At 71.5% G+C, this 25,849-nt stretch carries 20 protein-coding genes and 1 pseudogene; 10 read left to right on the top strand and 11 right to left on the bottom strand.

Going from position 1 to position 25,849, the window contains the following annotated elements; genetic code table 11:
* Positions 1-15: 15 nt before the first annotated feature.
* Positions 16-1,413, bottom strand: coding sequence for an FAD-binding oxidoreductase (locus OG780_RS38860; RefSeq protein WP_328456251.1), 1,398 nt, complete (start codon positions 1,411-1,413; stop codon positions 16-18).
* Positions 1,414-1,729: 316 nt separating this feature from the next.
* Positions 1,730-2,245 (bottom strand): pep a2, encoded by a 516-nt coding sequence (locus OG780_RS38855; RefSeq protein WP_328456249.1) that lies wholly within the window; start codon positions 2,243-2,245, stop codon positions 1,730-1,732.
* A 304-nt stretch (positions 2,246-2,549) separates the two neighbouring features.
* On the opposite strand from OG780_RS38855, the pseudogene OG780_RS38850 reads away from it, so the two are divergent.
* From OG780_RS38850 to glgB, 5 genes and pseudogenes are all read left to right on the top strand, one after another.
* Positions 2,550-2,741, top strand: a pseudogene (locus tag OG780_RS38850) (DUF5133 domain-containing protein); the annotation flags it as partial.
* 100 nt (positions 2,742-2,841) lie between these two features.
* Complete coding sequence (locus OG780_RS38845) at positions 2,842-4,839, top strand: alpha-1,4-glucan--maltose-1-phosphate maltosyltransferase (RefSeq protein WP_328456247.1); 1,998 nt, start codon at positions 2,842-2,844, stop codon at positions 4,837-4,839.
* Positions 4,836-6,557, top strand: a complete 1,722-nt coding sequence (gene treS, locus OG780_RS38840) for a maltose alpha-D-glucosyltransferase (protein WP_328456245.1) — start codon at positions 4,836-4,838, stop codon at positions 6,555-6,557. Before OG780_RS38845 ends, treS begins: the two co-directional genes overlap by 4 nt.
* A gap of 47 nt (positions 6,558-6,604) precedes the next feature.
* The gene (locus tag OG780_RS38835; RefSeq protein ID WP_328456243.1) at positions 6,605-7,978 is read left to right on the top strand and encodes a maltokinase N-terminal cap-like domain-containing protein; all 1,374 of its coding nucleotides are present in this window, start codon (positions 6,605-6,607) and stop codon (positions 7,976-7,978) included.
* 134 nt (positions 7,979-8,112) lie between these two features.
* Positions 8,113-10,275 (top strand): 1,4-alpha-glucan branching enzyme, encoded by a 2,163-nt coding sequence (glgB, locus tag OG780_RS38830; RefSeq protein WP_328458690.1) that lies wholly within the window; start codon positions 8,113-8,115, stop codon positions 10,273-10,275.
* 32 nt (positions 10,276-10,307) lie between these two features.
* Here glgB and OG780_RS38825 read toward each other — a convergent pair whose 3' ends face one another.
* Both OG780_RS38825 and OG780_RS38820 read right to left on the bottom strand, forming a co-directional pair.
* Positions 10,308-11,735: a M1 family metallopeptidase gene (locus OG780_RS38825; RefSeq protein WP_328456241.1), complete on the bottom strand. Its 1,428-nt coding sequence runs from the start codon at positions 11,733-11,735 to the stop codon at positions 10,308-10,310.
* Between the two features lie 204 nt (positions 11,736-11,939).
* Positions 11,940-12,728: a PIG-L deacetylase family protein gene (locus OG780_RS38820; protein ID WP_328456239.1), complete on the bottom strand. Its 789-nt coding sequence runs from the start codon at positions 12,726-12,728 to the stop codon at positions 11,940-11,942.
* Between the two features lie 255 nt (positions 12,729-12,983).
* On the opposite strand from OG780_RS38820, the gene OG780_RS38815 reads away from it, so the two are divergent.
* Together OG780_RS38815 and OG780_RS38810 are read left to right on the top strand one after the other, a co-directional pair.
* Positions 12,984-13,877, top strand: coding sequence for a Gfo/Idh/MocA family protein (locus OG780_RS38815; protein ID WP_328456237.1), 894 nt, complete (start codon positions 12,984-12,986; stop codon positions 13,875-13,877).
* A gap of 167 nt (positions 13,878-14,044) precedes the next feature.
* A complete protein-coding gene (locus OG780_RS38810; protein WP_328458688.1) occupies positions 14,045-14,986 on the top strand; it encodes an ATP-dependent DNA ligase in 942 nt (313 codons plus the stop codon).
* Between the two features lie 78 nt (positions 14,987-15,064).
* Here the strand turns inward: OG780_RS38810 and OG780_RS38805 are convergent, their stop codons facing one another.
* The 4 genes from OG780_RS38805 to OG780_RS38790 form a co-directional block, all read right to left on the bottom strand.
* Positions 15,065-15,433, bottom strand: a complete 369-nt coding sequence (locus OG780_RS38805) for a DUF6479 family protein (protein ID WP_328456235.1) — start codon at positions 15,431-15,433, stop codon at positions 15,065-15,067.
* Between the two features lie 147 nt (positions 15,434-15,580).
* On the bottom strand, positions 15,581-16,399 hold the full coding sequence (locus OG780_RS38800) for a methyltransferase domain-containing protein (RefSeq protein ID WP_328456233.1): 819 nt from the start codon (positions 16,397-16,399) through the stop codon (positions 15,581-15,583).
* A gap of 38 nt (positions 16,400-16,437) precedes the next feature.
* On the bottom strand, positions 16,438-17,772 hold the full coding sequence (locus OG780_RS38795) for an MFS transporter (protein ID WP_328456231.1): 1,335 nt from the start codon (positions 17,770-17,772) through the stop codon (positions 16,438-16,440).
* A gap of 357 nt (positions 17,773-18,129) precedes the next feature.
* Positions 18,130-18,741 (bottom strand): LysE/ArgO family amino acid transporter, encoded by a 612-nt coding sequence (locus OG780_RS38790; protein WP_328456229.1) that lies wholly within the window; start codon positions 18,739-18,741, stop codon positions 18,130-18,132.
* A 66-nt stretch (positions 18,742-18,807) separates the two neighbouring features.
* On the opposite strand from OG780_RS38790, the gene OG780_RS38785 reads away from it, so the two are divergent.
* Together OG780_RS38785 and OG780_RS38780 are read left to right on the top strand one after the other, a co-directional pair.
* Positions 18,808-19,728 (top strand): LysR family transcriptional regulator ArgP, encoded by a 921-nt coding sequence (locus OG780_RS38785; RefSeq protein ID WP_328456227.1) that lies wholly within the window; start codon positions 18,808-18,810, stop codon positions 19,726-19,728.
* Between the two features lie 190 nt (positions 19,729-19,918).
* Positions 19,919-22,459 (top strand): SpoIIE family protein phosphatase, encoded by a 2,541-nt coding sequence (locus OG780_RS38780; RefSeq protein ID WP_328456225.1) that lies wholly within the window; start codon positions 19,919-19,921, stop codon positions 22,457-22,459.
* Positions 22,460-22,572: 113 nt separating this feature from the next.
* On the opposite strand, the gene OG780_RS38775 is transcribed toward OG780_RS38780, so the two are convergent.
* Positions 22,573-23,559: an aldo/keto reductase gene (locus tag OG780_RS38775; RefSeq protein WP_328456224.1), complete on the bottom strand. Its 987-nt coding sequence runs from the start codon at positions 23,557-23,559 to the stop codon at positions 22,573-22,575.
* 72 nt (positions 23,560-23,631) lie between these two features.
* Positions 23,632-24,297 carry an NUDIX domain-containing protein gene (locus tag OG780_RS38770; RefSeq protein ID WP_328456222.1) on the bottom strand — a complete coding sequence of 222 codons (666 nt, stop codon included), beginning with the start codon at positions 24,295-24,297 and terminating at the stop codon, positions 23,632-23,634.
* Between the two features lie 107 nt (positions 24,298-24,404).
* Here OG780_RS38770 and OG780_RS38765 point away from each other — a divergent pair, with 107 nt between their 5' ends.
* Positions 24,405-24,758 carry a hypothetical protein gene (locus OG780_RS38765; protein ID WP_328456220.1) on the top strand — a complete coding sequence of 118 codons (354 nt, stop codon included), beginning with the start codon at positions 24,405-24,407 and terminating at the stop codon, positions 24,756-24,758.
* Between the two features lie 166 nt (positions 24,759-24,924).
* On the opposite strand, the gene OG780_RS38760 is transcribed toward OG780_RS38765, so the two are convergent.
* A complete protein-coding gene (locus OG780_RS38760) occupies positions 24,925-25,803 on the bottom strand; it encodes a universal stress protein (RefSeq protein ID WP_328456218.1) in 879 nt (292 codons plus the stop codon).
* Positions 25,804-25,849 lie beyond the last annotated feature (46 nt).

The following is a 25,849-nucleotide window of genomic DNA, read 5'->3' as shown; positions in this document are numbered from 1 at the left end:
GGCCCGCCCGGCAGGTCAGTCGCTCGACGCCGGCTCGATGTTCTGGTTCAACCGGAACAGGTTGGCGGGGTCGTACTCGGCCTTCACCCCGGCCAGCCGGTCGTAGTTGCCGCGATAGCTGGCCCGGACACTCTCCTGGTCCTCGGCCATCACCATGTTGACGTACGCGCCGCCCGCGGAGTACGGGAAGAGGGCGTCGGAGTAGTCGACGCTCCACCGCTTGATCACCTCGGCGTTGGCCGGGTCGGGATCGACACCCGCATAGACGGCGGCCCAGCCGGAATCGCGGTAGCCCCAGGCGGTGTCCGTCGGGCCGACGTCGTGGACGGCTCCGTCGATGGGGTAGAGGTGCATGGTCGACTTCCAGGTCGGCATCTCGGCGCCGAACTTGGCGTGCAGGTCGACGGCCTCGCCGGGGATCTCGTCGACGAAACCGGCCCGCCAGTACCACTGGTCGCCGGGCGGGTAGACGCCGTCGAACGCGGACTGGATGGCCGGGTGCGGCATCGGCGCGGGGCCGTGCAGCAGGGGCTCGGGCAGGGCGTCGAGCAGCGGGGCCATGTCCCGGGCCGCAGCGTCGGTGTCGTCGCCCACGCGGCACCACATCACACCGCAGACCTTCTTCAGGTGCAGCTCCTCCGGGAACGGCGGTCCCGGCGGGACCGAGGCGAAGAGGAAGAAGCCACCGAGTTCACGCGGCGCGTGGGGAATGAAGTCGCGGTAGGCGGCGAGGACTTCGGCGCCGAGTTCGACGGGCCAGAACGTGGGACCCGCGACGACCGTGCTCACTTCGTGCAGCCGGAAGAGGAACGAGGTGACGACGCCGAAGTTGCCGCCGCCGCCACGGATCGCCCAGTAGAGGTCGGTGTTCTCGTCGGCGTCGGCCCGGACGCGCTCACCGTTCGCCAGGACGAGCTCCGCCTCCAGCAGGTTGTCGACGGCCAGCCCGCACTTGCGGGTGAGATGGCCGAGTCCGCCGCCGAGGGTGATGCCGCCGACCCCGGTGGTGGAGATGATGCCGCTCGGTGTGGCCAGGCCGTGCTCGTTGGTGGCGCGGTCGACCTCGCCCAGGAGGCAGCCGCCGCCGACACGTACCGTACGGGCGGCCGGATCGACCTCGATGTCCTTCAACGGGGAGAGGTCGAGGACCACTCCGTCGTCACAGGTGCTCAGGCCCGCCCCGTGATGGCCGCCGCCACGCACCGCGAGCGGGAGGGCGTGGTCGCGTGCGAAACCGATGACCAGGGCGACGTCCTCCGGGGAGGTGCACCGCGCCACCAGGGCGGGGCGCCGGTCGATCATCGCGTTGTAGACGGCACGGGCCTCGTCGTACCCGGAGTCCTCCGGACCGATCAACTGCCCTTTGAATCCGGAGAGTTCCTGGCGTGCCGCTTGTACCGGTGTTGTGGACATGTGCATCCCCGTATCTGGGGACCGCCCCAGGTCCGACGTCCGGGCCGTGGACCGGTTCCCCGCCATTGGGTCCGATGTGCCCGTTTCAGCCCGATCAATGACCAGCCTAACCCCGTCACATCCGCCTAGCTCGGCGACCCGTTCGACCTGCGACGCACCGACCGCGCACGGCAGCAGACGGCAGCAGACGGCAGCAGACGGCAGCACGGACATCGCCGGGCGCTTCGATCCCGTACGGATCGAAGCGCCCGGCGACATGGTCGGGAAACACGGCCGGACAGCGTGGCCGGGCGTCACGGCCGGGTCCGCCGGCCGGTCATCCGTGGGAGGCGACCGGCTCGGTCTCGTCGCGTCCGGTGGCCAGCGCGGGTTCCGGCAGCACCGCGTACAGGGGCGTCGGACGCGCCACCCGCAGGCAGGGCGCGGGCACGGACGGGTCCAGCGGGGCGTGATCGGCGGCGCGGGCCCGCCACGAGGACCAGATGATCTTTCCACCCACGTCCGTGGCGCAGCAGCCCCAGCCGTCGCTCAGGGCGGCGATCTGGGCCAGACATCCCTGCGGTGCCCGGTGCGGGCGGATGTCCTGACTGTTGTCCGAGACGGCGGCGAACAGACGGCGGCCGTTCCACCACATCTCGATCGTGGTGTTCTTGTCCGCCGAGTGCTGCTCGATGGTGCGGAGCAGCGCTTCCGCACAGCGGCAGACGGACTCGGCGAGATTCTCCAGGTTCCAGTACCTGAGGTGCGCGGCCAGAATCCGCTTGACCTGTCCGACCTTTTCCTCGCTGAGCTCCACATCCAGGTGGTAGTAGCAGGGGACTGCGGCTTTCATCGTCGTTGGCTCCTCACCGGCGAAGCTCTCGCTCCTCCTCGCCCCCTGCGGGACCGAGCCCCGATTGCGAAGCGTGAGCACTGATCGCTCCTGAGTCACCCTCAGCATGAGAGGGCTACTCCATTCGTGCAACCCGAGCGCGAACCCAATGTGATTGAAGACCCAACAAGACGCTCGGTCCCCGTACAGGCACCATGAGTGAGGGTGTCGCTCCGTGACGGACCGGCTCCCCTTCGCGTACGGCCCTCATCCGCCGGCCAGGCGAGCCGTGCGCGGTCGAGAGATCGGGAAGGTGACCAGCGTGATGCTGCTGCCTGCCAAAGCCGAGGTCGCCAGGCATCTGGAGCGCTACCGGGCGTGGGAACGCCTGCTTCTCGCGACTCCCGCCGACCGCGTGGTGCGGGGGAACTTCGAGAACACCGGCTACACCCTGTGCGTCCTGATGGGGAAGCGCTGCGCACGGGAGGCGGCGAACGCCGCCGAGGTCTATCTGCAGGACGTTCCGGCACGGATCTGAACGACGGTCCCAGGGACCGCAACGAGAGGGCCTCTCGCGGCAACGACGATTCGGGCCCAGAACCGCGGAGGCGAGACGCATGGACGCGATCATGGACGCGCATTCGGAGACCGTCCGCATACCCGTCATGGATGTGCGGCCGGTCGTCGATCGCGGCAGACGGCCCGCCAAAGCGGTTGTGGGCGAGACCTTCCAGGTCACCGCCACTCTTTTCGGCGAAGGCCATGACGTGGTCGGCGCCAATGTCGTCCTGTGCGATCCGAGCGGGCGCCCAGGGCCGTGGACGCCGATGCGCGAGCTGGCCCCGGGAACCGACCGCTGGGGAGCCCACGTCACTCCGTCGGCGACGGGCCACTGGACCTACCGGGTGGAGGCGTGGAGCGACCCGGTGACCGGCTGGCGGCGCGCCGCCGGGGTCAAGATCCCCGCCGGGATCGACGTCGGGCTGATGCTGGAGGAGGGCGCCGCCCTTCACGAGCGGGCCGCCGCGGGCGTACCCGAGGGTGCCGGCCGGGACACGGTGCTGGCCGCCGCGGACACCCTGCGAGACGACTCCCTGCCCCCGGCCGAGCGGTTCGCGGCGGCCCTGGCGCCCGAGGTGGCCGCCACTCTCGCGGAGCATCCGCTGCGTGAACGGCTCACCCCCTCCATCCCGTTGCCGCTGCTGGTGGAGCGGGAGCGGGCGCTGTACGGGGCGTGGTACGAGTTCTTCCCGCGTTCCGAGAGCGGTCAGGTCGATCCGCCGGTGCACGGCACGTTCGTGACGGCCGCCGAACGGCTGCCCGCGATCGCGGAGATGGGCTTCGACGTGGTCTACCTCCCGCCGATCCATCCCATCGGCGCCACCTACCGCAAGGGCCCCGACAACACGCTGTCCGCGGGTCCCGAGGACGTCGGGGTGCCCTGGGCCATCGGCTCCCCCGAGGGCGGCCACGACGCGGTCCACCCCGACCTGGGCACCCTGGAGGACTTCGACGCCTTCGTCCGCCGGGCCGACTCTCTGGGCCTGGAGATCGCGCTCGACTTCGCCCTGCAGTGCTCCCCGGACCACCCCTGGGTGGAGAAGCACCCGGAGTGGTTCCACCACCGCCCCGACAACACCATCGCCCACGCGGAGAACCCGCCCAAGAAGTACCAGGACATCTACCCGATCGCCTTCGACCAGGACATGCCCGGCCTGGTCGCCGAGACCGTGCGCGTCCTGCGGCACTGGATGGACCACGGCGTGCGGATCTTCCGCGTCGACAACCCGCACACCAAACCCGTCGTGTTCTGGGAACAGGTGATCGCGGACGTCAACGCGACCGACCCCGACGTGATCTTCCTGGCCGAGGCCTTCACCCGCCCCGCGATGATGCGGACCCTGGCCGAGGTCGGCTTCCAGCAGTCCTACACCTACTTCACCTGGCGCAACACCAAACAGGAACTGACGGAGTACCTCACCGAGCTCTCCGGCGACTCGGCCGCCCGCATGCGGCCCAACCTCTTCGTCAACACCCCCGACATCCTCCACGAGTTCCTGCAGACCGGCGGCCGCCCCGCCTTCGCACTGCGCGCCGTCCTCGCCGCCACCCTCTCCCCCACCTGGGGCATCTACAGCGGCTACGAACTCTGCGAGAACACCCCCCTGCGCCAGGGCGGCGAGGAATACCTCCACTCCGAGAAGTACCAGCTCCGCCCACGCGACTGGCAAACCGCCGAGCGCGAGGGCCGTACGATCGCCCCGCTGATCACCCGGCTGAACCGGATCAGACGGGATCACAGGGCTCTGCGCGAAATACGGAACCTTCGATTCCATCAGGTCGACAACGATGCCGTGATCGCGTACAGCAAGCGTTCGGGTGACGACACGGTGGTCGTCGTGGCGAACCTGGACCCCCACCACACCCGGCAGGCGACAGTGTCCTTGGACATGCCGCGACTCGCTCCGAGCGAGGACGCGCGCGTGCCGGTGCGCGACGAGCTCACCGGCGAGACCTACAACTGGGGCAGGTCCAACTTTGTGCGCCTGGGTCCGGGCGGTGCACATGTGCTCACTGTCGGCCCGGCACCGCGGATCGGAGGGTCCCCAGCATGATGGTCAATGAGCCCGTCCCGGATACGTTCGAGGACACCCCGGCCAAGGACCGCGATCCCAAGTGGTTCAAACGCGCCGTCTTCTACGAGGTCCTGGTCCGCTCCTTCCAGGACAGCAACGGCGACGGCATCGGCGACCTCAAGGGCCTGACCGCCAAACTCGACTACCTGCAATGGCTGGGCGTCGACTGCCTGTGGCTGCCCCCGTTCTTCAAGTCCCCCCTGCGCGACGGCGGCTACGACGTCTCCGACTACACCGCCGTCCTGCCCGAGTTCGGCGACCTCGCCGACTTCGTCGAGTTCGTCGACGCCGCCCACCAGCGCGGCATGCGCGTCATCATCGACTTCGTCATGAACCACACCAGCGACCAGCACCCGTGGTTCCAGGAGTCCCGCGCCCACCCCGACGGACCCTACGGCGACTACTACGTCTGGGCCGACGACGACAAGCAGTACCAGGACGCCCGGATCATCTTCGTCGACACCGAGGCCTCCAACTGGACCTTCGACCCGGTCCGCAAGCAGTACTACTGGCACCGCTTCTTCTCCCACCAGCCCGACCTCAACTACGAGAACCCGGCCGTCCAGGAGGACATCCTGGCGGCCCTCCGGTTCTGGCTGGACCTGGGCATCGACGGCTTCCGCCTCGACGCGGTCCCCTACCTCTACCAGGAGGAGGGGACGAACTGCGAGAACCTCCCCGCCACCCATCAGTTCCTCAAGCGGCTCCGGGTCGACATCGACACGCACTATCCGGACACGGTGCTGCTGGCCGAGGCGAACCAGTGGCCCGAGGACGTCGTCGACTACTTCGGCGACTTCCCCTCCGGCGGCGACGAGTGCCACATGGCCTTCCACTTCCCCGTCATGCCCCGCATCTTCATGGCCGTCCGCCGCGAGTCCCGCTACCCCGTCTCCGAAATCCTCGCCAAGACCCCCGCCATCCCCGGCAACTGCCAATGGGGCATCTTCCTGCGCAACCACGACGAGCTCACCCTCGAAATGGTCACCGACGAAGAACGCGACTACATGTACGCCGAATACGCGAAAGACCCGCGTATGCGCGCCAACATCGGCATCCGCCGCCGCCTCGCCCCCCTCCTGGACAACGACCGCAACCAGATCGAACTCTTCACCGCCCTGCTCCTGTCCCTGCCCGGCAGCCCGATCCTCTACTACGGCGACGAGATCGGCATGGGCGACAACATCTGGCTCGGCGACCGCGACGCCGTCCGCACCCCCATGCAGTGGACCCCCGACCGCAACGCCGGCTTCTCCTCCAGCGACCCCGGCCGCCTCTTCCTCCCCACGATCATGGACCCCGTCTACGGCTACCAGGTCACCAACGTCGAGGCGTCCATGTCGTCGCCCTCCTCGCTGCTCCACTGGACCCGCCGCATGATCGAGATCCGCAAACAGAACAAGGCCTTCGGACTCGGCTCCTACACCGAACTCCCCTCCTCCAACCCCGCCGTCCTCGCCTTCCTGCGGGAGTACAAGGACGACCTGGTGCTGTGCGTGCACAACTTCTCGCGCTTCGCCCAGCCCACCGAGCTCGACCTGCGCGAGTTCAACGGCAGACACCCGGTCGAGCTGATCGGCGGCGTGCGGTTCCCCGCCATCGGCGAGCTGCCCTACCTGCTCACCCTCGCCGGTCACGGCTTCTACTGGTTCCGGTTGCGCCGCGCGGTCGGGCCCGGCACCACGAGGCGATCGTGAACGCGTACCCCTCGACAGCCCGCCCGCCCCTGAAAGGACGTGCCGTCATGGCGAACACCGCTCTGCAGCGTCCGAGCGGCCTCGACACCGCTCCGCTGCTCACCTCGCTGGCCGAGCTGCTGCGGGCCTGGCTGCCGCGGCAGCGCTGGTTCGCGGGCAAGGGCAGGCCCGTGACGGATCTGACGCTGCTGTCGACCACCGAGCTGTACCCGGGGTGTCTGCATCTGCTGGTCCGCACCGAGCACCTCGGCCCGCCCGCCCACGGCACGGCCGGCACTCCCGCGGCCGAGGACTGCTACCAACTGCTGCTCGGGGTGCGGGAGACCCTGCCGCCCCGGCTGGCCCACGCCGTCATCGGCCGGGCGAGCGCCGGCCCGCTGGCCGACCTGACCGTGTACGACGCCTTCCACGACCCGAAGGCCGCGGGACTGCTCCTGGAGCGACTGCGCCGTTCGGGTAAGGCGGGACCGCTGCGGTTCGAGCGCGATCCTCGTGTGACGGTGCCGTCCGGTCTCACGCCACGCCTCCTCGACGCCGAGCAGTCCAACACCTCACTGGTCTACGGAGACGCGTTCATACTGAAGGTCTTCCGGCGCGTCCAGCCCGGCATCAACCCGGACCTGGAGGTGCCGCGCGCACTGGCCCGGCAGGGCTGCACCCGCGTCCCGGCGCCGGCCGCATGGTTCCATACCTCGGAGCCGCAGGAGGCGACGCTCGGCGTCCTGCAGCCGTATCTGCGCGACGCCGCCGACGGCTGGGCGCTCGCCCTGGAATCCCTCGGCTCGCGGCAGGACTTCACGGGCGAGGCGTACGAGCTGGGCCGGGCCACCGCCGAGGTGCATCTGACCCTGGGCACGGCCTTCCCCGTGGACGCGCCGAGCCCGTACCGCAACCAGCGGCTCGCGGAGGCGATGCACGGCCGTCTCGACGCCGCGGTCCGCTCCGTCCCCGAACTCCGCCCCCACGCGGCCGGGTTGCGGTCGGCGTTCGACGCGCTCGCCGCGCTGGACTCCGCGGTCCGCCCCGCCCAGCGCATCCACGGTGACCTTCACCTCGGCCAGGTCCTGCGGGCCGGGCAGCGGTGGTCGGTCATCGACTTCGAGGGTGAACCGGCCCGCCCGATCAGCGAACGTCGGCGTGTCCAGTCGCCTGTACGCGATGTCGCGGGCATGCTGCGGTCCTTCGACTACGCGGCCCGTTCCCGGCAGCCCTGGCGTCCGGAGTGGGCGGAGCGCTGCCGCGAGGCCTTCTGCGCGGGCTACGCCGCCGCGGCGGCCTGGGACCCGCGCGAAGAACCCGAACTGCTGCGCGCGTACGAGACGGACCGCGCCGTGTACGAAGTGCTCTACGAGGCACGGCACCGGCCCGACTGGCTGCCCGTGCCCATGGCGGCGGTCGGACGTCTCGCCGACCGCCCCTGACCACCGACCACCCTCGACACTCCGACCGACCCCCCTCAACACCCCCACTTCGAGAGGCTCAAGCCGTGACCCGCACCGCATCCAACCGCGCAAGACGGGCCAAGCCCGTCCCCTCTCCGGCGCAGCACACCGCGCTGGACCCCATGGATCGGGGGCGGCTGCTGTCCGGCACCCATCACGATCCGCATGCGCTGCTGGGTGCCCATCCGGTGCCGGGCGGGGTGGTGTTCCGCGCGCTGCGGCCGTACGCCCAGGGCGTGGCGGTGATGGTGGACGGGCAGCGCACCGACCTGGACGACCTGGGCGACGGGCTCTTCGGGGCCGTGCTGCCGCTCGACGCGATTCCCGCCTACACCCTGCTGGTGACGTACGACGGCACCGAGTCCGCTTCGGAGGACCCCTACCGGTTCCTGCCCGCGCTCGCCGATCTGGACCTGCATCTGATCGGCGAGGGCCGGCACGAGGAGCTGTGGCGGGCGCTCGGCGCCGAGCCGATGACCCACGAGGGGGTCGAGGGCACCCGCTTCACCGTGTGGGCCCCGAACGCGCAAGGGGTCCGGGTCTGCGGGGACTTCTGCCACTGGGACGGCGCCGCCGGGTTCCCGATGCGTTCACTCGGGTCGTCCGGCGTGTGGGAGGTGTTCCTGCCCGGCATGGGTGAGGGGGCGCTCTACAAGTTCGACATCACGCGCCCCGACGGATCCCGCACCCTGCGCGCCGACCCGATGGCCCGCCGCACCGAGGTGCCTCCGGCGACCTCGTCGGTCGTGACACGGTCGTCGTACACGTGGCAGGACTCGAAGTGGATGAAGGAGCGGGCGAAGCGCCGGCCGCTCCACGAGGCGCCGTTCTCGGTGTACGAGGTGCATCTGCCCTCCTGGCGACCGGGTCTGACCTACCGTCAACTGGCCGACCAGCTCCCCGCCTACGTCACCGACCTCGGCTTCACCCACGTCCAGCTGATGCCCGTCGCCGAGCATCCCTTCGGCGGCTCCTGGGGCTACCAGATCACCGGGTTCTACGCGCCCACCGCCCGCCTGGGCACCCCCGACGACTTCAAGTTCCTCGTCGACGCCCTCCACCGCGCCGGCGTCGGCGTCCTCATGGACTGGGTACCCGCCCACTTCCCGCGCGACGACTGGGCCCTCGCCGAGTTCGACGGCCGCCCCCTCTACGAACACGCCGACCCGAGGCGCGCCGACCACCCCGACTGGGGCACCCTGGAGTTCGACTACGGCCGCCGCGAGGTCCGCAACTTCCTCGTCGCCAACGCCACCTACTGGTGCGAGGAGTTCCACATCGACGGCCTGCGCGTCGACGCCGTGGCCTCCATGCTCTACCTCGACTACTCCCGCGAAGAGGGCCAGTGGGCCCCCAACGAACACGGCGGGCGGGACAATCCCGACGCCGTGGCGTTCCTCCAGGAGATGAACGCCACGGTGTACCGCCGCAACCCCGGCGTGGTCACCATCGCCGAGGAGTCCACCGCCTGGGACGGCGTCACCCGTCCGACCTCGGACGGGGGTCTCGGCTTCGGCCTCAAGTGGAACATGGGCTGGATGCACGACTCGCTGGAGTACATGCAGCACGAGCCGATCCACCGCAAGTACCACCACAACGAGATGACCTTCTCGATGGTGTACGCCTACAGCGAGAACTACGTCCTGCCGATCTCCCACGACGAGGTCGTGCACGGCAAGCAGTCACTCGTCTCCAAGATGCCCGGCGACTGGTGGCAGCAGCGCGCCAACCTCCGCGCCTACCTCGCCTTCATGTGGGCCCACCCCGGCAAGCAACTCCTCTTCATGGGCCAGGAGTTCGCCCAGGGAGGCGAGTGGAAGGAAGCTCACGGCCCCGACTGGTGGCTGCTGGACCCCGCCTACGGCGCCGAGGCCGACCACCGCGGGGTCCAGGATCTCGTCCGCGACCTCAACACCCTCTACCGTGGCGAACCCGCGCTGTGGGAACGCGACACCGACCCGTCCGGCTTCACATGGGTGGTCGGTGACGCCGCCGACGACAACGTGTTCGCCTTCCTGCGCCACGCCGCCGACGGCACTCCCCTCCTCGCCGTCTCCCACCTCTCCCCCGCCGTCCGCCACGGCTACCGCCTCGGCGTCCCCGAGGACGTCCCCGCCTGGCAGGAGGTCCTCAACACGGACAGCCTCCGCTACGGCGGCAGCGACATCACCCACCCCGAACCGGTGAAGGCCGAGGCGATCGGTATGCACGGCCGCCCGACCAGCATCGAGCTGACGCTGCCGCCTCTGGCGACGGTCTGGCTGCGGCCGGCCTGAGCCGGACCGCAGCCGCCGCCGGGAAGCCCGCCTCAGGCCGAGGCGGGCTTCCCGGCCGTGAAGAGCCAGGTGTGGAAGAGAGCGGTGAGGTCCTTGCCGGACTCCCGTTCGGAGAGCCGGATGAACTCGGCCGTCGTACCGTGCCCGCCGCGGTGGACGGTGGCCCAGGTGCGCAGGATGCGGAAGAACGCGGGATCGCCGACGGCCGTGCGCAGTTTGTGCAGGACCATGGCTCCCCGGGCGTAGACCGGAGTCTCGAAGATGTGCTCGCCGCTGCCCGGATCACCGGGCGGGAAGGCCCAGAGGTCCTTGCCCGCGGGGGTGGCGTACAGCGCGTCGAAGGCCTTCTGCGCGCTCCGGCCGCCGTGCTGTTCGGCGTACAGCCACTCGGTGTAGGTGGCGAAGCCCTCGTTGAGCCAGATGTCCTTCCACCGGGTCAGGGTGACGGAGTCGCCGAACCACTGGTGGGCGCTCTCGTGGACGAGGGTGTCCAGGTCGGGCGCGGAGTCGTACACCGGACGGGTCTGGGTCTCCAGGGCGTAGCCGACCTGCGGGGCCCGGTCGACGATGGCTCCGGCCGCGCGGAAGGGATAGGGGCCGAAGAGCTTGCTCTCCCAGGCCAGGACGGACGGCAGCTTCTTCACGACCGGCGCGGCGGCGGTCGCCTCGCGGGGGTCGACCGCGTTGTAGATCTTGAGGCCGTCGCGGGTGGTGTACTGCTCGACCTTGAACGTGCCGACGGTCGCCGTGGCGAGGTAGGCCGCCATCGGCTCGGACTGGCGCCAGCGGAAGGTGGTCCGGCCGTTCGCGGTCCGCTGCCCGAGCAGGACGCCGTTGGCGACGGCGGTGCACCCCTTCGGGACGGTCAGGGTGAAGTCGTACGACGCCTTGTCCGTGGGGTGGCTGTCGGCGGGGAACCAGGTCATCGCGCCCTGGGGTTCACCGGCCACGAACGCGCCGTCGTCCGTGGGGATCCACCCGTCGAGGGAACCGTCGGGGTCGGTGACCGGCTTCGGGGTGCCGGAGTAGGTCACGGTGACGCGGAACTCCTGGCCCTCGCGCAGGGTTTCCTTCGGGGTGACGACGAGTTCCCGGCCGTCGCGCCGGAACGCGGCCTTGGCGTGGCCGACGGTGACGCCGGTGACCTTCAGCCCGCTGAGGTCGAGGTCGAAGCGGGTCAGCCGCTGGGTGGCCCTGGCGGTGATGACCGCCTTGCCGTCGAGGTGGCGGCTGCCCGGGTCGTACCCGAGCGTCAGATCGTAGTGGTGGACGTCGTAGCCGCCGTTGCCCGACAGAGGGAAGTACGGGTCACCCGCGCCCGCGGAGCCCACGGTCCCGGCCGCTGTGGCGGGGCCCGCCGCGGTGAGCAGCGCGGCGAGCGCGACGGGGACGGCCGCGACAACGGCCTCGCGGCGAAGGACGGTTGTGCGTCGTGCGGCCTCGTGCGGGCGTGCTGTCACGTTCGCTCCTCCGGTTCGACGGTGATCACTCGCGCACAGCCTATGAGTCCCTCGCGGCCTCGGCCCCCACGATCCGGTCAAGTCGCGTCCGTGCCGCGCCGACCCGCGGGGAGGAACCGTCCGGGAGAACGTCCCCTCCCGGACGGGGCCGGGTGCCCCCGGTCGCTGGGCCCGGCCCCGTCCCGACGGACGGTCCCGGAGCGCTCACACCCAGGGCGGCGGACCGTCCGGGACGAGCTGGTGGACGTCGAGGAGGACGGCGGACTCGACGCCGAGCGCCGCTCCGCCCATGCCGGCCGCCCAGGTGAGGAACGGCCGTGCTTCGAGGGCGCCCGCGCCCAGACCCTTGGTGTACTCGGCGTGTGCCTCCAGCGAGGCGATGCCGCGTTCGAGGGGTTCGCCGGTGACGTCGACGCCGTGGGTGGGCCGTTCCGCTCCGGCGAAGCACACCATCCGGATGCCGTTCCAGGGTTCCAGGCCCTCGTCGGCGAGTTCGGGGAAGATCCAGCGGTTTCCCGCGTCGCGTGCCGCGTCGAGGGCGGCCAGGCCCACCGCCCGGTGGTCCGCCTGGTTGGTCATGCCGCCGATCATCCGTACCGTGAACGCGCCGGACACCACGATCTCGGGCCGGTGGCGGCGCATCGCGCGCACGATCTCCCGGCGCAGGCCCGTCCCGTACTCGACGACGCCGTCGCGGTGATCGAGGAACTCGACGGTGTCGACGCCGACGTGCCGTGCGCCGGCCCGCTCCTCGGCCTCCCGCAGCGGTGCCGCCCGGTCCGGGTGCAGGCTGTCGATACCGGCCTCTCCCCTGGTCGCCAGCAGATAGCTCACCTGCTTGCCCTGTGCGGTCCAGCGCGCGACGGCGCAGGCCGTGCCGTACTCGATGTCGTCCGGGTGGGCGGCCACGGCGAGACACCGTTCCCAGTCCTCCGGCAGCGCGGGCAGACCCGTACCGCCCCCGAAGCCCGCTTTGTCCTGTGTGGGATCCATGTCCGGCATGATGGCGTGCGGCGGGCGGGGACCGACAGAGGCGCGCTTTCCGGGTTCGCGCGCCGGGCTCCCGCGCCCCGCGTGCCCCGCGCGACCGGGAGGCGAGCGCGCTGTCGGGCCGCTGGCCGAACACCGGGACACCGTGGTGAAGTCTGTCCACACGTCCGAGGATCCGGCGTCGGCCGCGGCCGCTCCCCTCGTCGGGGGCGGTCGGCCGACGGTATGTCAGAACCCGTACAGCGCAGAGGAGAAGCCGTGACCACCACCTCGCCCGCCTGGAACCGGACACCCGTCAGGGTGGGGCTCGTCGGCGCGGGACCCTGGGCGCGGGCCGTGCACGCCCGGGTGCTCGCCGCCGGACCCGAGACCGTGCTGACGTCGGTGTGGGCACGCCGGCCGGAGGCCGCCCGCGAGACGGCGGCCCCGTACGGCGCGGATGTCACCGCGACGTTCGAGGAACTGCTCGACGGATGCGAGGCGGTGGCCTTCTCGGTTCCGCCCGCGGTGCAGGCCGAACTGGCCGTACGGGCCGCAGAGGCGGGCAAGGCCCTGCTCCTGGAGAAGCCGCTGGCGCTCGACCTGTCCGCGGCGCGACGGCTCGTGGACGCGATCGACGCCTCGGGCGTGGTGTCGCAGCTCGTCCTGACGAACCGCTACCACCCGGCCGTCCGCCGGTTCCTCGCCGCGGCACGGACCCTGGACGTCTCGGGCGCGCGTTCCTGCGGTCTGAGCGGCGCCTTCCTGGGCGGCGACTTCGCGACCCCGTGGCGCCTTGAGCACGGAGCGCTCCTGGACCTCGGACCACATCTGCTGGATCTGCTGGACGCGGCACTGGGGCCGGTCGTCCGGGTACGCGGCTCCGGGGACCCGCGCCGCTGGCTCGAACTCACCTGCGAGCACGAGAGCGGCGCCGTGAGCCAGGCCTCCCTGTCGGGCTCGGTCGAGGTCGAGCGCGGGATCACCCGTGTCGAGCTGTTCGGCCGGCATCACGAACTGGTCCTCGACGCCGGGGCCCTCGACCACGAGGAGTCCTGGCCCGTGCTGCGCCGGGAGTTCGCCACCGCCGTCCGCTCGGGCCGGCCGGGAGACCTCGACGCCCACCGCGGGCTGTACCTGCAGACACTGATCGCCCAGGCGCTGGAGTGCTAGAAGGCTAGAAGGCTAGGGCAGCCCTGAACGGCCGCGCCGCGCCGGTGCGGCGCCGGTGCGGCGCGGCGCGGCCGTTCAGGCGAAACGGATGCCGGAAGGGCGTGTGCGGCCGGCGGCGTGCCGACACAGGAGGTGTGAACCCGCCGAAGCTGCCGCTGATCGCGCCCATGCTCGCGACCCCCGGATCCCTGCCGGCCGCAGGCCAGGACATGCACTGGGCCTACGAGACGAAGCAGGACGGTCAGCGCGCCGTGGTCTATCTGCCCGGGGACGGCGGGGTGACGCTGCGGGCCCGCTCCGGTGAGGACATCACCGCCGCCTATCCGGAACTGCGGGCACTCGGCGGTGTTCTCGGCACGACTGCGGCGGTCCTGGACGGTGAGGTGCTGGTCCTGGACGAACAGGGACGCGGCGACTTCCACCTGCTGCAGTCCCGGATGGGCCTCGCCCGGTCGCCCGGCAGGGCGGCCCGGCGCGCCGAGCAGGCGCCCGCTCGTCTCGTCCTGTTCGACGTCATGCGTCTGGGCGGCGATCTCACGGGCCAGCCCTACGCGCGGCGGCGGCAGACGCTGGAGAGCCTCTCCCTGGAGAGCCCGTTCTGGTCGACGCCGACGGCACTCGTGGGGCACGGCGAAGAGGCCCTGCGGGCGACACGGGCGAGCGGCCTCGAGGGGCTGGTCTGCAAGCGCCTCGACTCGGTGTACGAGCCCGGCGTGCGCTCACGCTCCTGGATCAAGATCCGCAACATGCGGACCGCGGACGTCCTGGTCGGCGGCTGGGTCCCCGGGAAGGGGCGCCTGTCGGGACTGCCCGGTGCCGTGCTCGTGGGCCAGCGCGACGCGGGAAGACTGCGCTACGTCGGGAGCGTGGGCACCGGCTGGAGCGAGGCCGAACGTGCCGGACTCGCCCGGCTGCTGCGGGCCTCCGAGACAGGTCACTGCCCCTTCGACAGTCTCCCGCGGGCGGCCGAGGCGCACTGGGTGCTGCCCCGGCTGGTGGGCGAGGTCCGCTACAGCACCCGTACCCGGGCCGGACTGCTGCGCCAGCCGTCGTGGCTGAGGCTGCGTCCCGACCTCGCTCCCGAGGACTCGGCGGCCGATCTCCCGTAGACCCGATCCCCCGGGAGAGGCCGTGCGCGTACATGGAGGAGCCGGCCGCTCACGGCGGTCGGCTCCTTCGCGCCCCGGTCAGGTTCTGCCGGGTCCGCCGCTGCCGAAGGACCCGCTGGACCCTGGTTGCCAGCGCTTGCGGTGCTGGTCATCGGCGTGTTTGGTGCTCGCGGAGTGGATGTTGTACGGCATGAGCCGTTCACTCTCGTCCGCGGCGTGCGGGACCTCGTCGGGTTCCCGCATCTCGCGCTCCTCGTGCACCGCCCCGGTCTCGGGCAGCCTGGGCTGCTCCTCGGCTGTGGGTGGGCGCGATTCCAGGTTCCGCACCCGGATGCCCATCCGGACGGCCCAGACGAGGGCACCGGCGATGATGAGGCCACCGATGAAAGCGGCGCCCGCGTTCAGCGATGAACTCGCTGCGATCAGATCTTGGCTAGCGGTGTACATGGTGTTCGCGTACCCCCAATACCAGGGGAAATCTGCGTACTGGCCCGTCAGCGACGGCCATTCCATTGTATTCCGGATCAATCCGGACGCTACGCCGTGCTCCTGGACCCGGTCACCGCCGACGGCGCACGGTGAACGCGGACCCGGTCACTCCGGACGGTGCGCGACGGCTCCGAACATCGTCACGGACATGTGCAGGCCGCCCTGGCGCGCGGCTTCCGCGAGGTCGTCGTACAGGCGGTCGCGCTGCGTCTCGCCGATGAGTCCGCGGCTCAGCGCCGAGTCGCCCAGCATGCGGATGAGCGGCCAGGCGACCGACTTGTGGTCCTGGAGCAGCGCCTGCGATCCACGGTCGTCGATGACGAGGCCGGCCGCCGTCAGCCGTCCGACCAGCTTGCGTCCCGAGTAAGGGTCGGTGGCCGCGGACAGCGCGCCGGTGGTGAGCGCGGCGATCGTCTCGGGGTCGCCGGGGTGCAGGATCGTGGTCGCCCAGTCGGTGTCCAGCAGGGCGACCCTCCCGCCGGGGCGCAGCACGCGCGCTATCTCGAAGACGGCCTTCTCCGGCTCCACGAGGTGCTGGAGAACCCGCTCGCACCACACCACGTCGACAGTGGCGTCGGGCAGCGGCAGGGCGAGGGCGTCACCGTCGGCGAACCGCGCCGCGCTGCGTTCCTCGGTGCCCCGCTGTTCGGCCACGGCGCGCAGTCCGGGGTTCGGTTCGATGCCGAGCACCCTGCCGCGCGGACCCACGGCCGCCGCGAGCCGCCGGGTCTGTGATCCGGTGCCCGCGCCGATGTCGAGAGCCCGCTCCCCGGGCCGCACGGCCAGTGCCGCGTGTGCCCACGAACGCAGGCGCTGTACGCCGTCGTTGACGTCCTGGGCATCCAGGGCTCCCACCAGACGGGAGGTACTGTCCGCGCTGATGTTCTGCGCGTGGAATGCCGACGTAGGGCGCGTGTCCACCATGGCGGCCACTCTAGAACCACCATGGTCGTTTTTCGCATTCAGATTGTGTAACGCCTCAAGGCCGGTGTGACAAAAGCGAGCACAAGCACCGCCACGATCACCAGCAGGCCTCCACCGGCCACCGCGGCCGGTGCTCCGAAGGCCGAACCGGCCGTGCCGTGAAGGACATCGGCGACGCGCGGGCCGCCCACGACGACGACGGTGAAGACGCCCTGGAGCCGTCCGCGCATCTCGTCGGTGGCCGCGGACAGCAGGATCGCCCCGCGGAAGACCATGGAGACCATGTCGGCGACCCCGGCGACGGCCAGGAAGGCCACGGCGAGCCACAGACTGCCGCTGAGACCGGACCCGGCGACGGCCGCGCCCCAGGCCGCGACGGAGACGATGACCATCAGACCGTGCCGGCGGGCGCGGGAGAAAGTGCCCGACATCAGTCCGCCCACGACCGCGCCGATGGGGATCGCCGCGAACAGCAGTCCGAGCGCGAGGCCTTCGCCGTAGGAGCCGTACGTCTCGGCGGCGAGTTGAGGGAACAGCGCGCGCGGCATGCCGAGGACCATGGCGATGATGTCGGCGAGGAAGGACAGCAGCAGCACCTTGTGCAGGGCGATGTAGCGGAAACCGGCCACCACTTCGCGCAGGCCCGCGCGCTGGGAGGCCTTTCCGGTGAGGGGCGGCAGCGCCGGAAGGCGCAGGACGGCCCACACGGTGACGCACAGGGCGAGGGCGTCGATCAGGTAGAGCTCGGGCAGCCCGATGAGGGGAATGAGGGCACCGGCGAGCATCGGCCCGGCCACCGAACCGGTCTGCATGACGGTCGCGCCGAGCGCGTTGGCCGCGGGCAGTTCGTCCGCCGGGACGAGCCGCGCGATGGACGCGCTGCGGGCCGGGGAGTTGAGGCCGAAGAACGCCTGCTGGAGGGCGAGCAGGACCATCAGGACGAGCACCGACTCCAGTTGGGTGACGGCCTGGACCCAGAAGAGCAGGGAGGTGACGGCTATGCCGATGTTGGTGACGAGGAGCAGCTTGCGGCGGTCCACGCTGTCGGCGACCGCACCGCCCCACAGGGCGAAGACCACGAGGGGCAGCAGGCCGGCGAGACTCGCGTAGCCGACCCAGGCCGAGGAGCCGGTGATGTCGTAGATCTGCTTGGGCACGGCGACAGCGGTGAGCTGGCTGCCCACGGAGGTGACCGCGGTCGACGACCACAGCCGGCGGTAGGCGGGACGGCGCAGCGGCCGGGTGTCCATGGCCCATCGACGCCATCCGGAGCGGCCGGGCCGCTCGGTCTCCGCCCTCCCGTCGGGCTCCGCGGCGCCGCTGTCCGTACTGCTCTGGCTCGTGTCCACACTCATCCTGGTTGCTCGATACATCTTTCGATTCGGGGATCACTATGGCCGAGCGCGGGCGGCGGGTGTCCCCCGGGGGACGAGATCGGTGCACGAGGCGCCCGGAGACCGGCCCCACGAGCCGGTCGCACGACAGGCGTACGGCGGGGCGGGATACCGCGGCAGGGCGCACGACGGTGCACGAAGGCGCACGTCCAGCGCGACGGGCGGGGCAGAACACCCCGGCGGGGCGTGCAGGCACATGGGCGCACGGCACTGCGGGACGGTGCACGCCGGGAGCGGAGCGGGGCGCACGACGGCGCACGCCCGGAGCGGGGCGTGCGGCGTGCGGGACGTTTGCGTCGGTCCGGGCGGTGCGGGCCGTACGTGCGGTGCGACGGGTCAGGCGCCGGCGATCAGGGTGGCACCCATCGCGATCATGGTCGTGGCGACCAGGCCGTCGAGCACACGCCAGGACGCCGGCCGGGCGAGGAAGCGGCCGAGCAGCCGCGCGCCGAACCCGAGGGCGACGAACCAGCACAGGCTGGCGAGTACCGCGCCCAGCCCGAACGTCCAGCGAAGCGATCCATGGCCGGCCGCCAGCGAGCCGAGCAGGAACACGGTGTCGAGGTACACATGCGGGTTGAGCCACGTCAGGGCGAGGCAGGTGAGGACGGCACGGCGCCAGGAGCCCGGGGAGCCGGTGGCTGCTTGGAGGGCCGACGGTTTCAGCACCCGCCGGGCGGCGAGGACTCCGTAGACGACGAGGAAACAGCCGCCGATCAGCCCGACCGCGGTGAGCGCCGCGGGCCAGGCCACCACCACCGCGCCGACCCCGCCGACTCCCAGCGCGATGAGCAGCGCGTCGGACAGGGCGCAGATGCCCACCACGGCGAGGACCGCGTCCCGGCGGACGCCCTGACGCAGGACGAAGGCGTTCTGCGCGCCGATGGCGACGATGAGGGAGAGGCCGGCGCCGAATCCGGCGACCACTGCGGCCAGGGCGTCTGTCATGCCGTCGACGCTAGAAAACGGATCGCCGGAAGTACAGCTAAAGATTCTTACGTATCCTTAGCAATCGTGATGACGGAGCTCCCCCTCGACCAGGTGCGCACACTGCTCGCGGTGGTCGACGAGGGCACCTTCGACGCGGCGGCCACGGCTCTCCACGTGACGCCCTCGGCGGTGAGCCAGCGGGTCAAGTCGCTCGAACAGCGCACCGGCAGGGTCCTGCTGACACGGACGAAGCCGGTGCGCCCGACCGAGTCCGGCGAGATCGTGGTGCGTTTCGCGCGCCGGCTCGCCCGGCTGGAGCGCGACGCGCACGCCGAGCTCGGCATGTCCGGATCCGGTGAGCCCACACGGCTGTCGGTCGCCGTGAACGCCGACTCGCTGGCGACCTGGTTCCTGCCGGCGCTCGCCCGTGTGCCGGGCGAACTGCGGCTGTGCTTCGAACTGCGCCGGGAGGACGAGGACCACACCGCGGCCCTGCTGCGCGAGGGAACGGTCATGGCGGCGGTCACCTCGTCGCCCGACCCGGTGGCCGGCTGCTCCGTGCGTGCCCTCGGGATCATGCGCTATCTGCCGGTGGCGAGCCCCGGCTGCGCCGAGCAGTGGCTCGGCACGACGACCGGCACACCCCTGCGCGAGCTGATCGGCTCCGCCCCCGTGGTGGCGTTCGACCGCAACGACGACATCCAGGACGACTTCGTCCGCGCCCTCACAGGCGGTCCCGGCGGAAGCGCGCTGCGCCACTTCGTTCCCACGTCGGAGGGGTTCGTCGACGCCGTGGCGGCCGGAATGGGCTGGGGCATGGTGCCCGAGGTCCAGGCGGCACCGCTGCTGCGCGCCGGAAGACTGGTCCCTCTCGCGGCGGGCCGGGGCATCGACGTCCCCCTCTTCTGGCAGCAGTGGAAGCTCGACTTCCCCGCCCTCGGCGCGCTGGCCGAGGCGGTGACGGCCGTCGCCGCCGAGACACTGCGGCCCGGACCGGCCTCCTGAATCACTCGCTTCCCGACAGCTCCCGAAGCGGGCCAGAGCCTGTATGTTCACGCCGGGCGCATTCGGGCGCGGCCGGGAAGAATGGCCTCACCTCCCGGTGCCGCGGAGGACGTCGAGGTGCGGTGAACGGCCCGAGAGGCGCATTCTTGCTGTGTTATCCCCCTGGTGGCGGGCGGACGAGGGCAGATCGATGACAGGGAGCGCCGAGCGTGAGGGCCAGGCGCTGGACAGCCTGACCTCCCTGCTCAGTGACGCGGTGACGGACGCGATCCGGGCCGCCCGCGGCTTCGCGGGGGGCGTGTACCTGCGCTCCGGCACGCCCGGCCTGCTGCGTCTCGCCGTGCTCGCGGGGCTGCCGGGGCCCCTCTTCCGCCCCTGGTCGCGGATGCACGTGGACCGGCCGTTCCCGGTCGCGGACGCACATCGGCTCGGTGTCGAGGTGCTGCTCGCCGATCCGACGGAGACGATGCGCCGCTATCCGCAGCTCGCGGCGGGACTGCCGTTCCAGTTCGGTTCGCTCTACGTGCCGGTCGTGAGCGACTCCACCCCGTACGGCGTCCTGACGGTGCTGCGCCCGCCTGCCTCCGACGCCACCGAAGTCCTGCCGGACCGCACCCGGATGACGGCGGTGGCGGCGGAGCTCGGAGCCGCCCTGGCGAAGCTGGACAAGGACGGGTCCTCGGTCCTGTGGGACGGCGACCCCCTCGGAACCCGGCCGCCGGTCGACGGCCCGTCCACCCGGTGCGTCGGGGGCTTCACCTGGGATCCGGAGGACGGCACGCTGCTCGCGGACGACGCCCTGTGGGCGCTGCTGGGAATACCCCAGGAGGATTTCGCGGGCACCCCCGAGGCCTTCGCGGACGCGCTGGCCCACGACGATCCCCGGTTGCTGCTGGCCGCCCTGCGCGAGACCGCCGCCGGCCGGCCCCCGCCCCATCCCCTGCCCGTACGGACCGGCAACGGCGGACTGCGGCTCCTCGAACTGTGGACAGCGGGAGGAACGCACGATCCGCCGTTCCGGGTCAGCGGCGCGCTCGTCGACCCGGGACCGGGGCCGGCGGCGGACGGGGCGGCCGACCAGCTCCCCGAGGGTGTCTTCTCGATCGACCGGATCGGGCTGATCACCTACGCCAACCCGCGCGCCGCCGAGCTGCTCGGCCGCCCGCGCGCCGAGCTGATGGGGCGGCTGCTGTGGGACGCGGTGCCCTGGATGGACCACCCCGCCTACGAGGATCACCTGCGCAGCGCGTTGTTCTCACCGGACCCGGTGCACTTCCGGGCCCGCAGCCCGCTGGGACACGGCACCGCGACGACTCCGGGACACCTGACGGGAACCTGGCTGAGCTTCTCCGTCTATCCCGGACCGCACGGGGTGACCTGCAAGATCACGCCTCTGGGACGGGCCTCGGGGGCCACCGGGAATGCCCCGTTCGACCTGGAGGCGACGCAGGCCGCAGGGGCCGGGACCGAAGAGCCCGACACCGGTGCCCCGGGCACGGCACCGCAGTACCGGCCCATCGTTCTCGCGATCGCGCTCACCGAGGCGGTGACCGCGCGGCAGGTGTCCGAGGTGGTGATGCGCGAGCTGCTGCCCGCGTTCGGCAGCCGCCGCCTGGCCATCTATCTGCTCCAGGACCGCAGGCTCTATCTGGCCTGGGAGACCGGCTTCCCGCAAGGGTTCCTCGCTCCCTTCGACGGTGTGGGCCTGGACGCCAAACTGCCCGGGGTCGAGTCGCTCACCAGCGGCCGGCCGCTCTTCTTCGAGTCGATGCAACAGCTCGCCGCCGCCTATCCGGGCATCTCCCTGGACGCCACCGTCGGCGCCCGTGCCTTCCTTCCGCTGATCGCCTCCGGACGACCGGTCGGCTCCTGCATCCTCGGGTTCGACCGGCCGCGCGGCTTCAGCACCGAGGAACGTACGGTCCTCACCGCGCTCGCCGGGCTGATCGCGCAGTCCCTGGAACGGGCGAGGCGCTACGACAGCGAGGCGGCGCTCGCCCGCGGGCTCCAGGAGGCCCTGCTGCCGCACCGGCTGTCGGCACACCCCCTCGTGGAGACGGCGGGCCGCTATCTGCCCGGCACCGTCGGCATGGACGTGGGCGGCGACTGGTACGACGTCGTCGAGGCCGGCGACGGGCTCGCCCTCGTCATCGGGGACGTCCAGGGCCACGGCGTCCAGGCCGCCGCAACCATGGGTCAACTCCGCAGCGCGGTACGGGCGTTCGCCCTCGGTGACCATCCTCCGGACGAGGTGATGAGCGGCACCAACCGGCTGCTCATCGACCTCGATCCGGGCCAGTTCGCGAGTTGCTGCTACGTCCGGGTGGATCCGTTGACCGGTGTCGCGCAGGCGGCGCGGGCCGGGCATCCGCAGCCGCTGCTGCGCCACCCCGACGGCCGCACCGAGGTTCTGGACCTGCCGGGCGGTGTGGTGCTGGGCGTGGACCCGCACGCCGACTACCCCGTGACGGACCTGGTGCTGGAACCCGAGGCCGTACTGGCCCTGTACACGGACGGGCTGGTCGAGCGGCCCGGCACGGACATCGACGACGGGATCGAGGCCCTTCGCTCGACCCTGGCCGACGCGGACCCCCCGCGGCACCGCACGGCAGGCGGTCCGTCCCTGTCCAGCGCAGCCGACCTGCTCACCGCGGACGCCCGGAGGGCCAACGAGCGCCCCGACGACATCGCGCTGCTGCTCACCACCCGCCGGCCGCCCGGCGAGGGGTGAACGCCCGGGGCGGACACCCGTCCGGACCGCTCACGGTGACACGGGCCGGACGGATGTCAGTGGGCCTGACGAAGGTCAGTGGGCCCGACCGATGCCAGTGGGCCCGACCGATGTCAGTGGGCCGCGTCCAGACGGGCCCGCTGGTCCGGGGTGAGCTCCAGGTCCACCGCGGCCAGGTTCTCCTCCAGCTGGGCCACCGAGGAGGCGCCGGCCAGCGGGATCACCGGCAGCTCGCCGCCCATCTGCCAGGCCAGCACGACCTGGTTGAGGGTCGCCCCCGTCTCCTTCGCCACCTCCTTGAGCACGGTGAGCCGGGCGGTGTTTCCCGGGTGGTCGTAGTCGGACGGCAGCGGCTTGTCCCGGCGCCCGTAGGCGCCGCCCAGCAGCGGCGAGTAGGCGACCAGCGTCAGCCCGGGCTCCGCCCCCAGGTAGCTGAGGAGTTCACCGGTCGCGGCGCCGAGTCCGCCCTCGGGGAAGAGCCCGCCGGGTACGTCGGAGCGCGGGCGCAGCAGGCTGTGGTGGTACTGGAGGACCTCGTAGCCGGGCAGTCCGGCCAGGGCGGCCAGGGCGCGGGCCCGCTCCACACGCCAGACGGCGTGGTTGCTCACCCCGAGGAGTCCGACGCTGCCTCCCGCGACGAGTTCGGCGAACGCCTGGACGGTCTCGCCCGGTTCGACGGTGCGGTCCTCTATGTGCGCGTACAGAAGGTCGATCTTCTCCACGCCGAGGCGTTCCCGGCTCCGCTCGGAGGCCTCGCGGATCACCTTGGCCGACAGCCCCTCGGGGTTGTCGACGTAGCCGGTACCCGGGGCGAGCGGGCGTGCGCCGAGCTTGGTGGCGAGGACGATCCCGTCGCCGACACCGCGGCTGCGCCGCCAGCGTCCGAGCAGTTCCTCGCTCTGGCCGCCCTGCCCGCCGTCGGTCCAGAAGGCGTAGTTGTCCGAGGTGTCGATGAAGTTGCCGCCGGCCTCGGCATAGCGGTCCAGTACGGCGAACGACGTCTTCTCGTCGGTCAGTGAGCCGAACAGCATCGCACCGAGCGCGAGCACACTCACCTCGCGGCGGGTCGCCGGGTCCGTGCCGATCGTGCGGTAGCGCATGGTGTTCCCTCCCGTTCGGGCCCGAAGTCCGCGGGCCCGAACGGGAGTCTGGTTGTTGGAGTGCTCTTGAGGTCAAGCCTTGGCGAAGGGCCCCTCCAGGGCGGCCCACTGCAACAGCATGATCGTCTTGGCGTCCGCGATCTCCCCGGTGCGGATCATCGACAGGGCTTCGCGGAAGGGCAGTTCGACCACCTCGATGTCCTCCCCCTCCTCGTCGAGTCCGCCGCCCTCGTGGGTGCGGGTGGACGGGCCGTAGGAGGCGGCGTAGAAGCTCACCCGTTCGGTGACCGAACCCGGGCTCATGTAGACGTCGAAGACGTGTTCCACCGCGCCGACGGTGTGCCCGGTCTCCTCGATGACCTCGCGCCGTACGGCGTCCTCGGGGTGCTCGTCCTCCTCGTCGAGGAGACCGCCGGGTGTCTCGACCAGCATGCCGTCCGGGTGCCCGTTGACATACACGGGATAGCGGAACTGCCTGGTCAGCAGCACGGTTTCACGCTCGGTGTCGTACAGCAGGAGGGTGGCTCCGTTGCCGCGGTCGTGGGTCTCGCGCTCCTGGGTGCTCCAGGTCCCGTCGGCGAGCCGGAGGTCGAAGGTGGTGGTGCGCTCCACGTACCAGTGGCAGGACAGAAGTTGCACGTCGCGGATCCTGACCCGGGGGTTGCCGGTCAGGTCGCGGCCCGTCCGGTCGAGTCCCGTCCGGCCCCGGCGGTCGGGGGTGTCGATGCCGGCGGTCATCGCGCGCGGGCCCGGCGGGCGCGGGAGTTGTCGTTCATGGGCACTGTCTACCATCCCGAGACCAAGGTCCTGGTCACAGCGGGGCTTCGCCCGTCTAGGCTCACGGCATGGAACAGACGGAGATCATCCTGCGCGCCATCGGCGTGCTCACCGAGACCAACGCCATGGTGCGCAGGATCGCCCAGGACGAGGAGGCCGGAGTCGAATCGGCCGAGAACAACCTGGGCGCTCTCGTCACCGAGGTGTTCCCGCGTGTCGAGGTGCCCGGTGACGCCGGCCCCGCCGAGGCGGGGCAGGCGGTCGCGGACGCCTACCTGCCCGCCGCCATCTCGCTGGTGGGCGCCTTCGCGTTCCTCTTCTCCGAGCTCGCCGACCTCCACGACTCCGGGCGCACCGACGTCTCGACGGCCGATCTGCTCCAGGATCTCGCCCTGCGCATGTCCCGGGCCGACAACGAGTAACCGCCGTCCGGCCCGGGCGCGTCGTCCCGCCCCGCTCCACGTCACCGGTCCCGTTCGACATCACCGGTCCCGCTCGACGCGCACCCGGCCGGTCTCGGCCCGGGCTCCCCCGGCCGGCTCTCGACCCGGGGAAGTCCGCGGCGGGGTCCGACGGCCCGGTGCCGGGTCAGGCGTGCGGAACGACCGCCACCGGGCAGGGCGCGTGATGCATCACCGCGTGGGCCACCGAACCGATCCGGACGCCCACCGCGGAGCGGTCGGCCCTGCGGCCGACGACCAGCAACTGGGCCCGGTCGGAGAGGGACAGCAGCACCTGGCCCGCGCTGCCCATCTCGATGTGCTGGGTGACGGGCACCTCGGGAAAGCGTTCGCGCCACGGCAGGAGCGCCTCGGCCAGCGCCTTCCTCTCGTACGGCTCCAGGCCGCCGGCCTCGTCGAGCATCTTCAGCGAACCGGGGCTGTAGGCGAACACCGGCGGCAGGCTCCACGCCCGTACGGCCCGCACCGCCGCGCCACGGGCCGCCGCGGTCTCGAACGCGAAACGCAGACCCGCGTCGTCCTCGGGTCCGCCCTGGTGGCCCACGACGATCTCGCGTCCGCCCGCCTCGTCCTCGGGCCGGTCCTCCGAACGCACCAGCACCACCGGGCAGGACGCCTCGGCGATCACCCGTTGTCCGACGGAACCGAGCAGGAAGCCGACGAACGCGCCGTATCCGCGCGAGCCGAGGACCAGGGTCTGCGTGTCGGCCGCGACGCCCAGCAACGCCTGCACCACGTCGCCGTCGACGGAGTCGATCACGTCGACCGTCACCGGCAGACCCTCGTGCCGGCCGGTGACCGTGCGGGCCGCGTCCTCGATCATGCCGCGGGCCGATCGTGCCTGGTCCTCCCGGTCACCACCGCCGACCATGTCGTGCGGCGGCCAGTGCCAGGCGTACGCCACCCGCAGGGCCACACCCCGGCGGACGGCCTCACGGCCCGCCCAGGCCAGCGCCGCCCTGCTCTCGGGTGATCCGTCCACGCCCACGGTGATCGGGTGGGTCATCCGCCTGCCTTCCGTCGCCGGCCCGTCTGCCCGGCCGGGTGCTCGT

Source organism: Streptomyces sp. NBC_00386 (genome assembly GCF_036063235.1).
Classification (GTDB): Bacteria; Actinomycetota; Actinomycetes; order Streptomycetales; family Streptomycetaceae; genus Streptomyces.
This window is presented reverse-complemented; position numbering and strand designations above follow the sequence as displayed.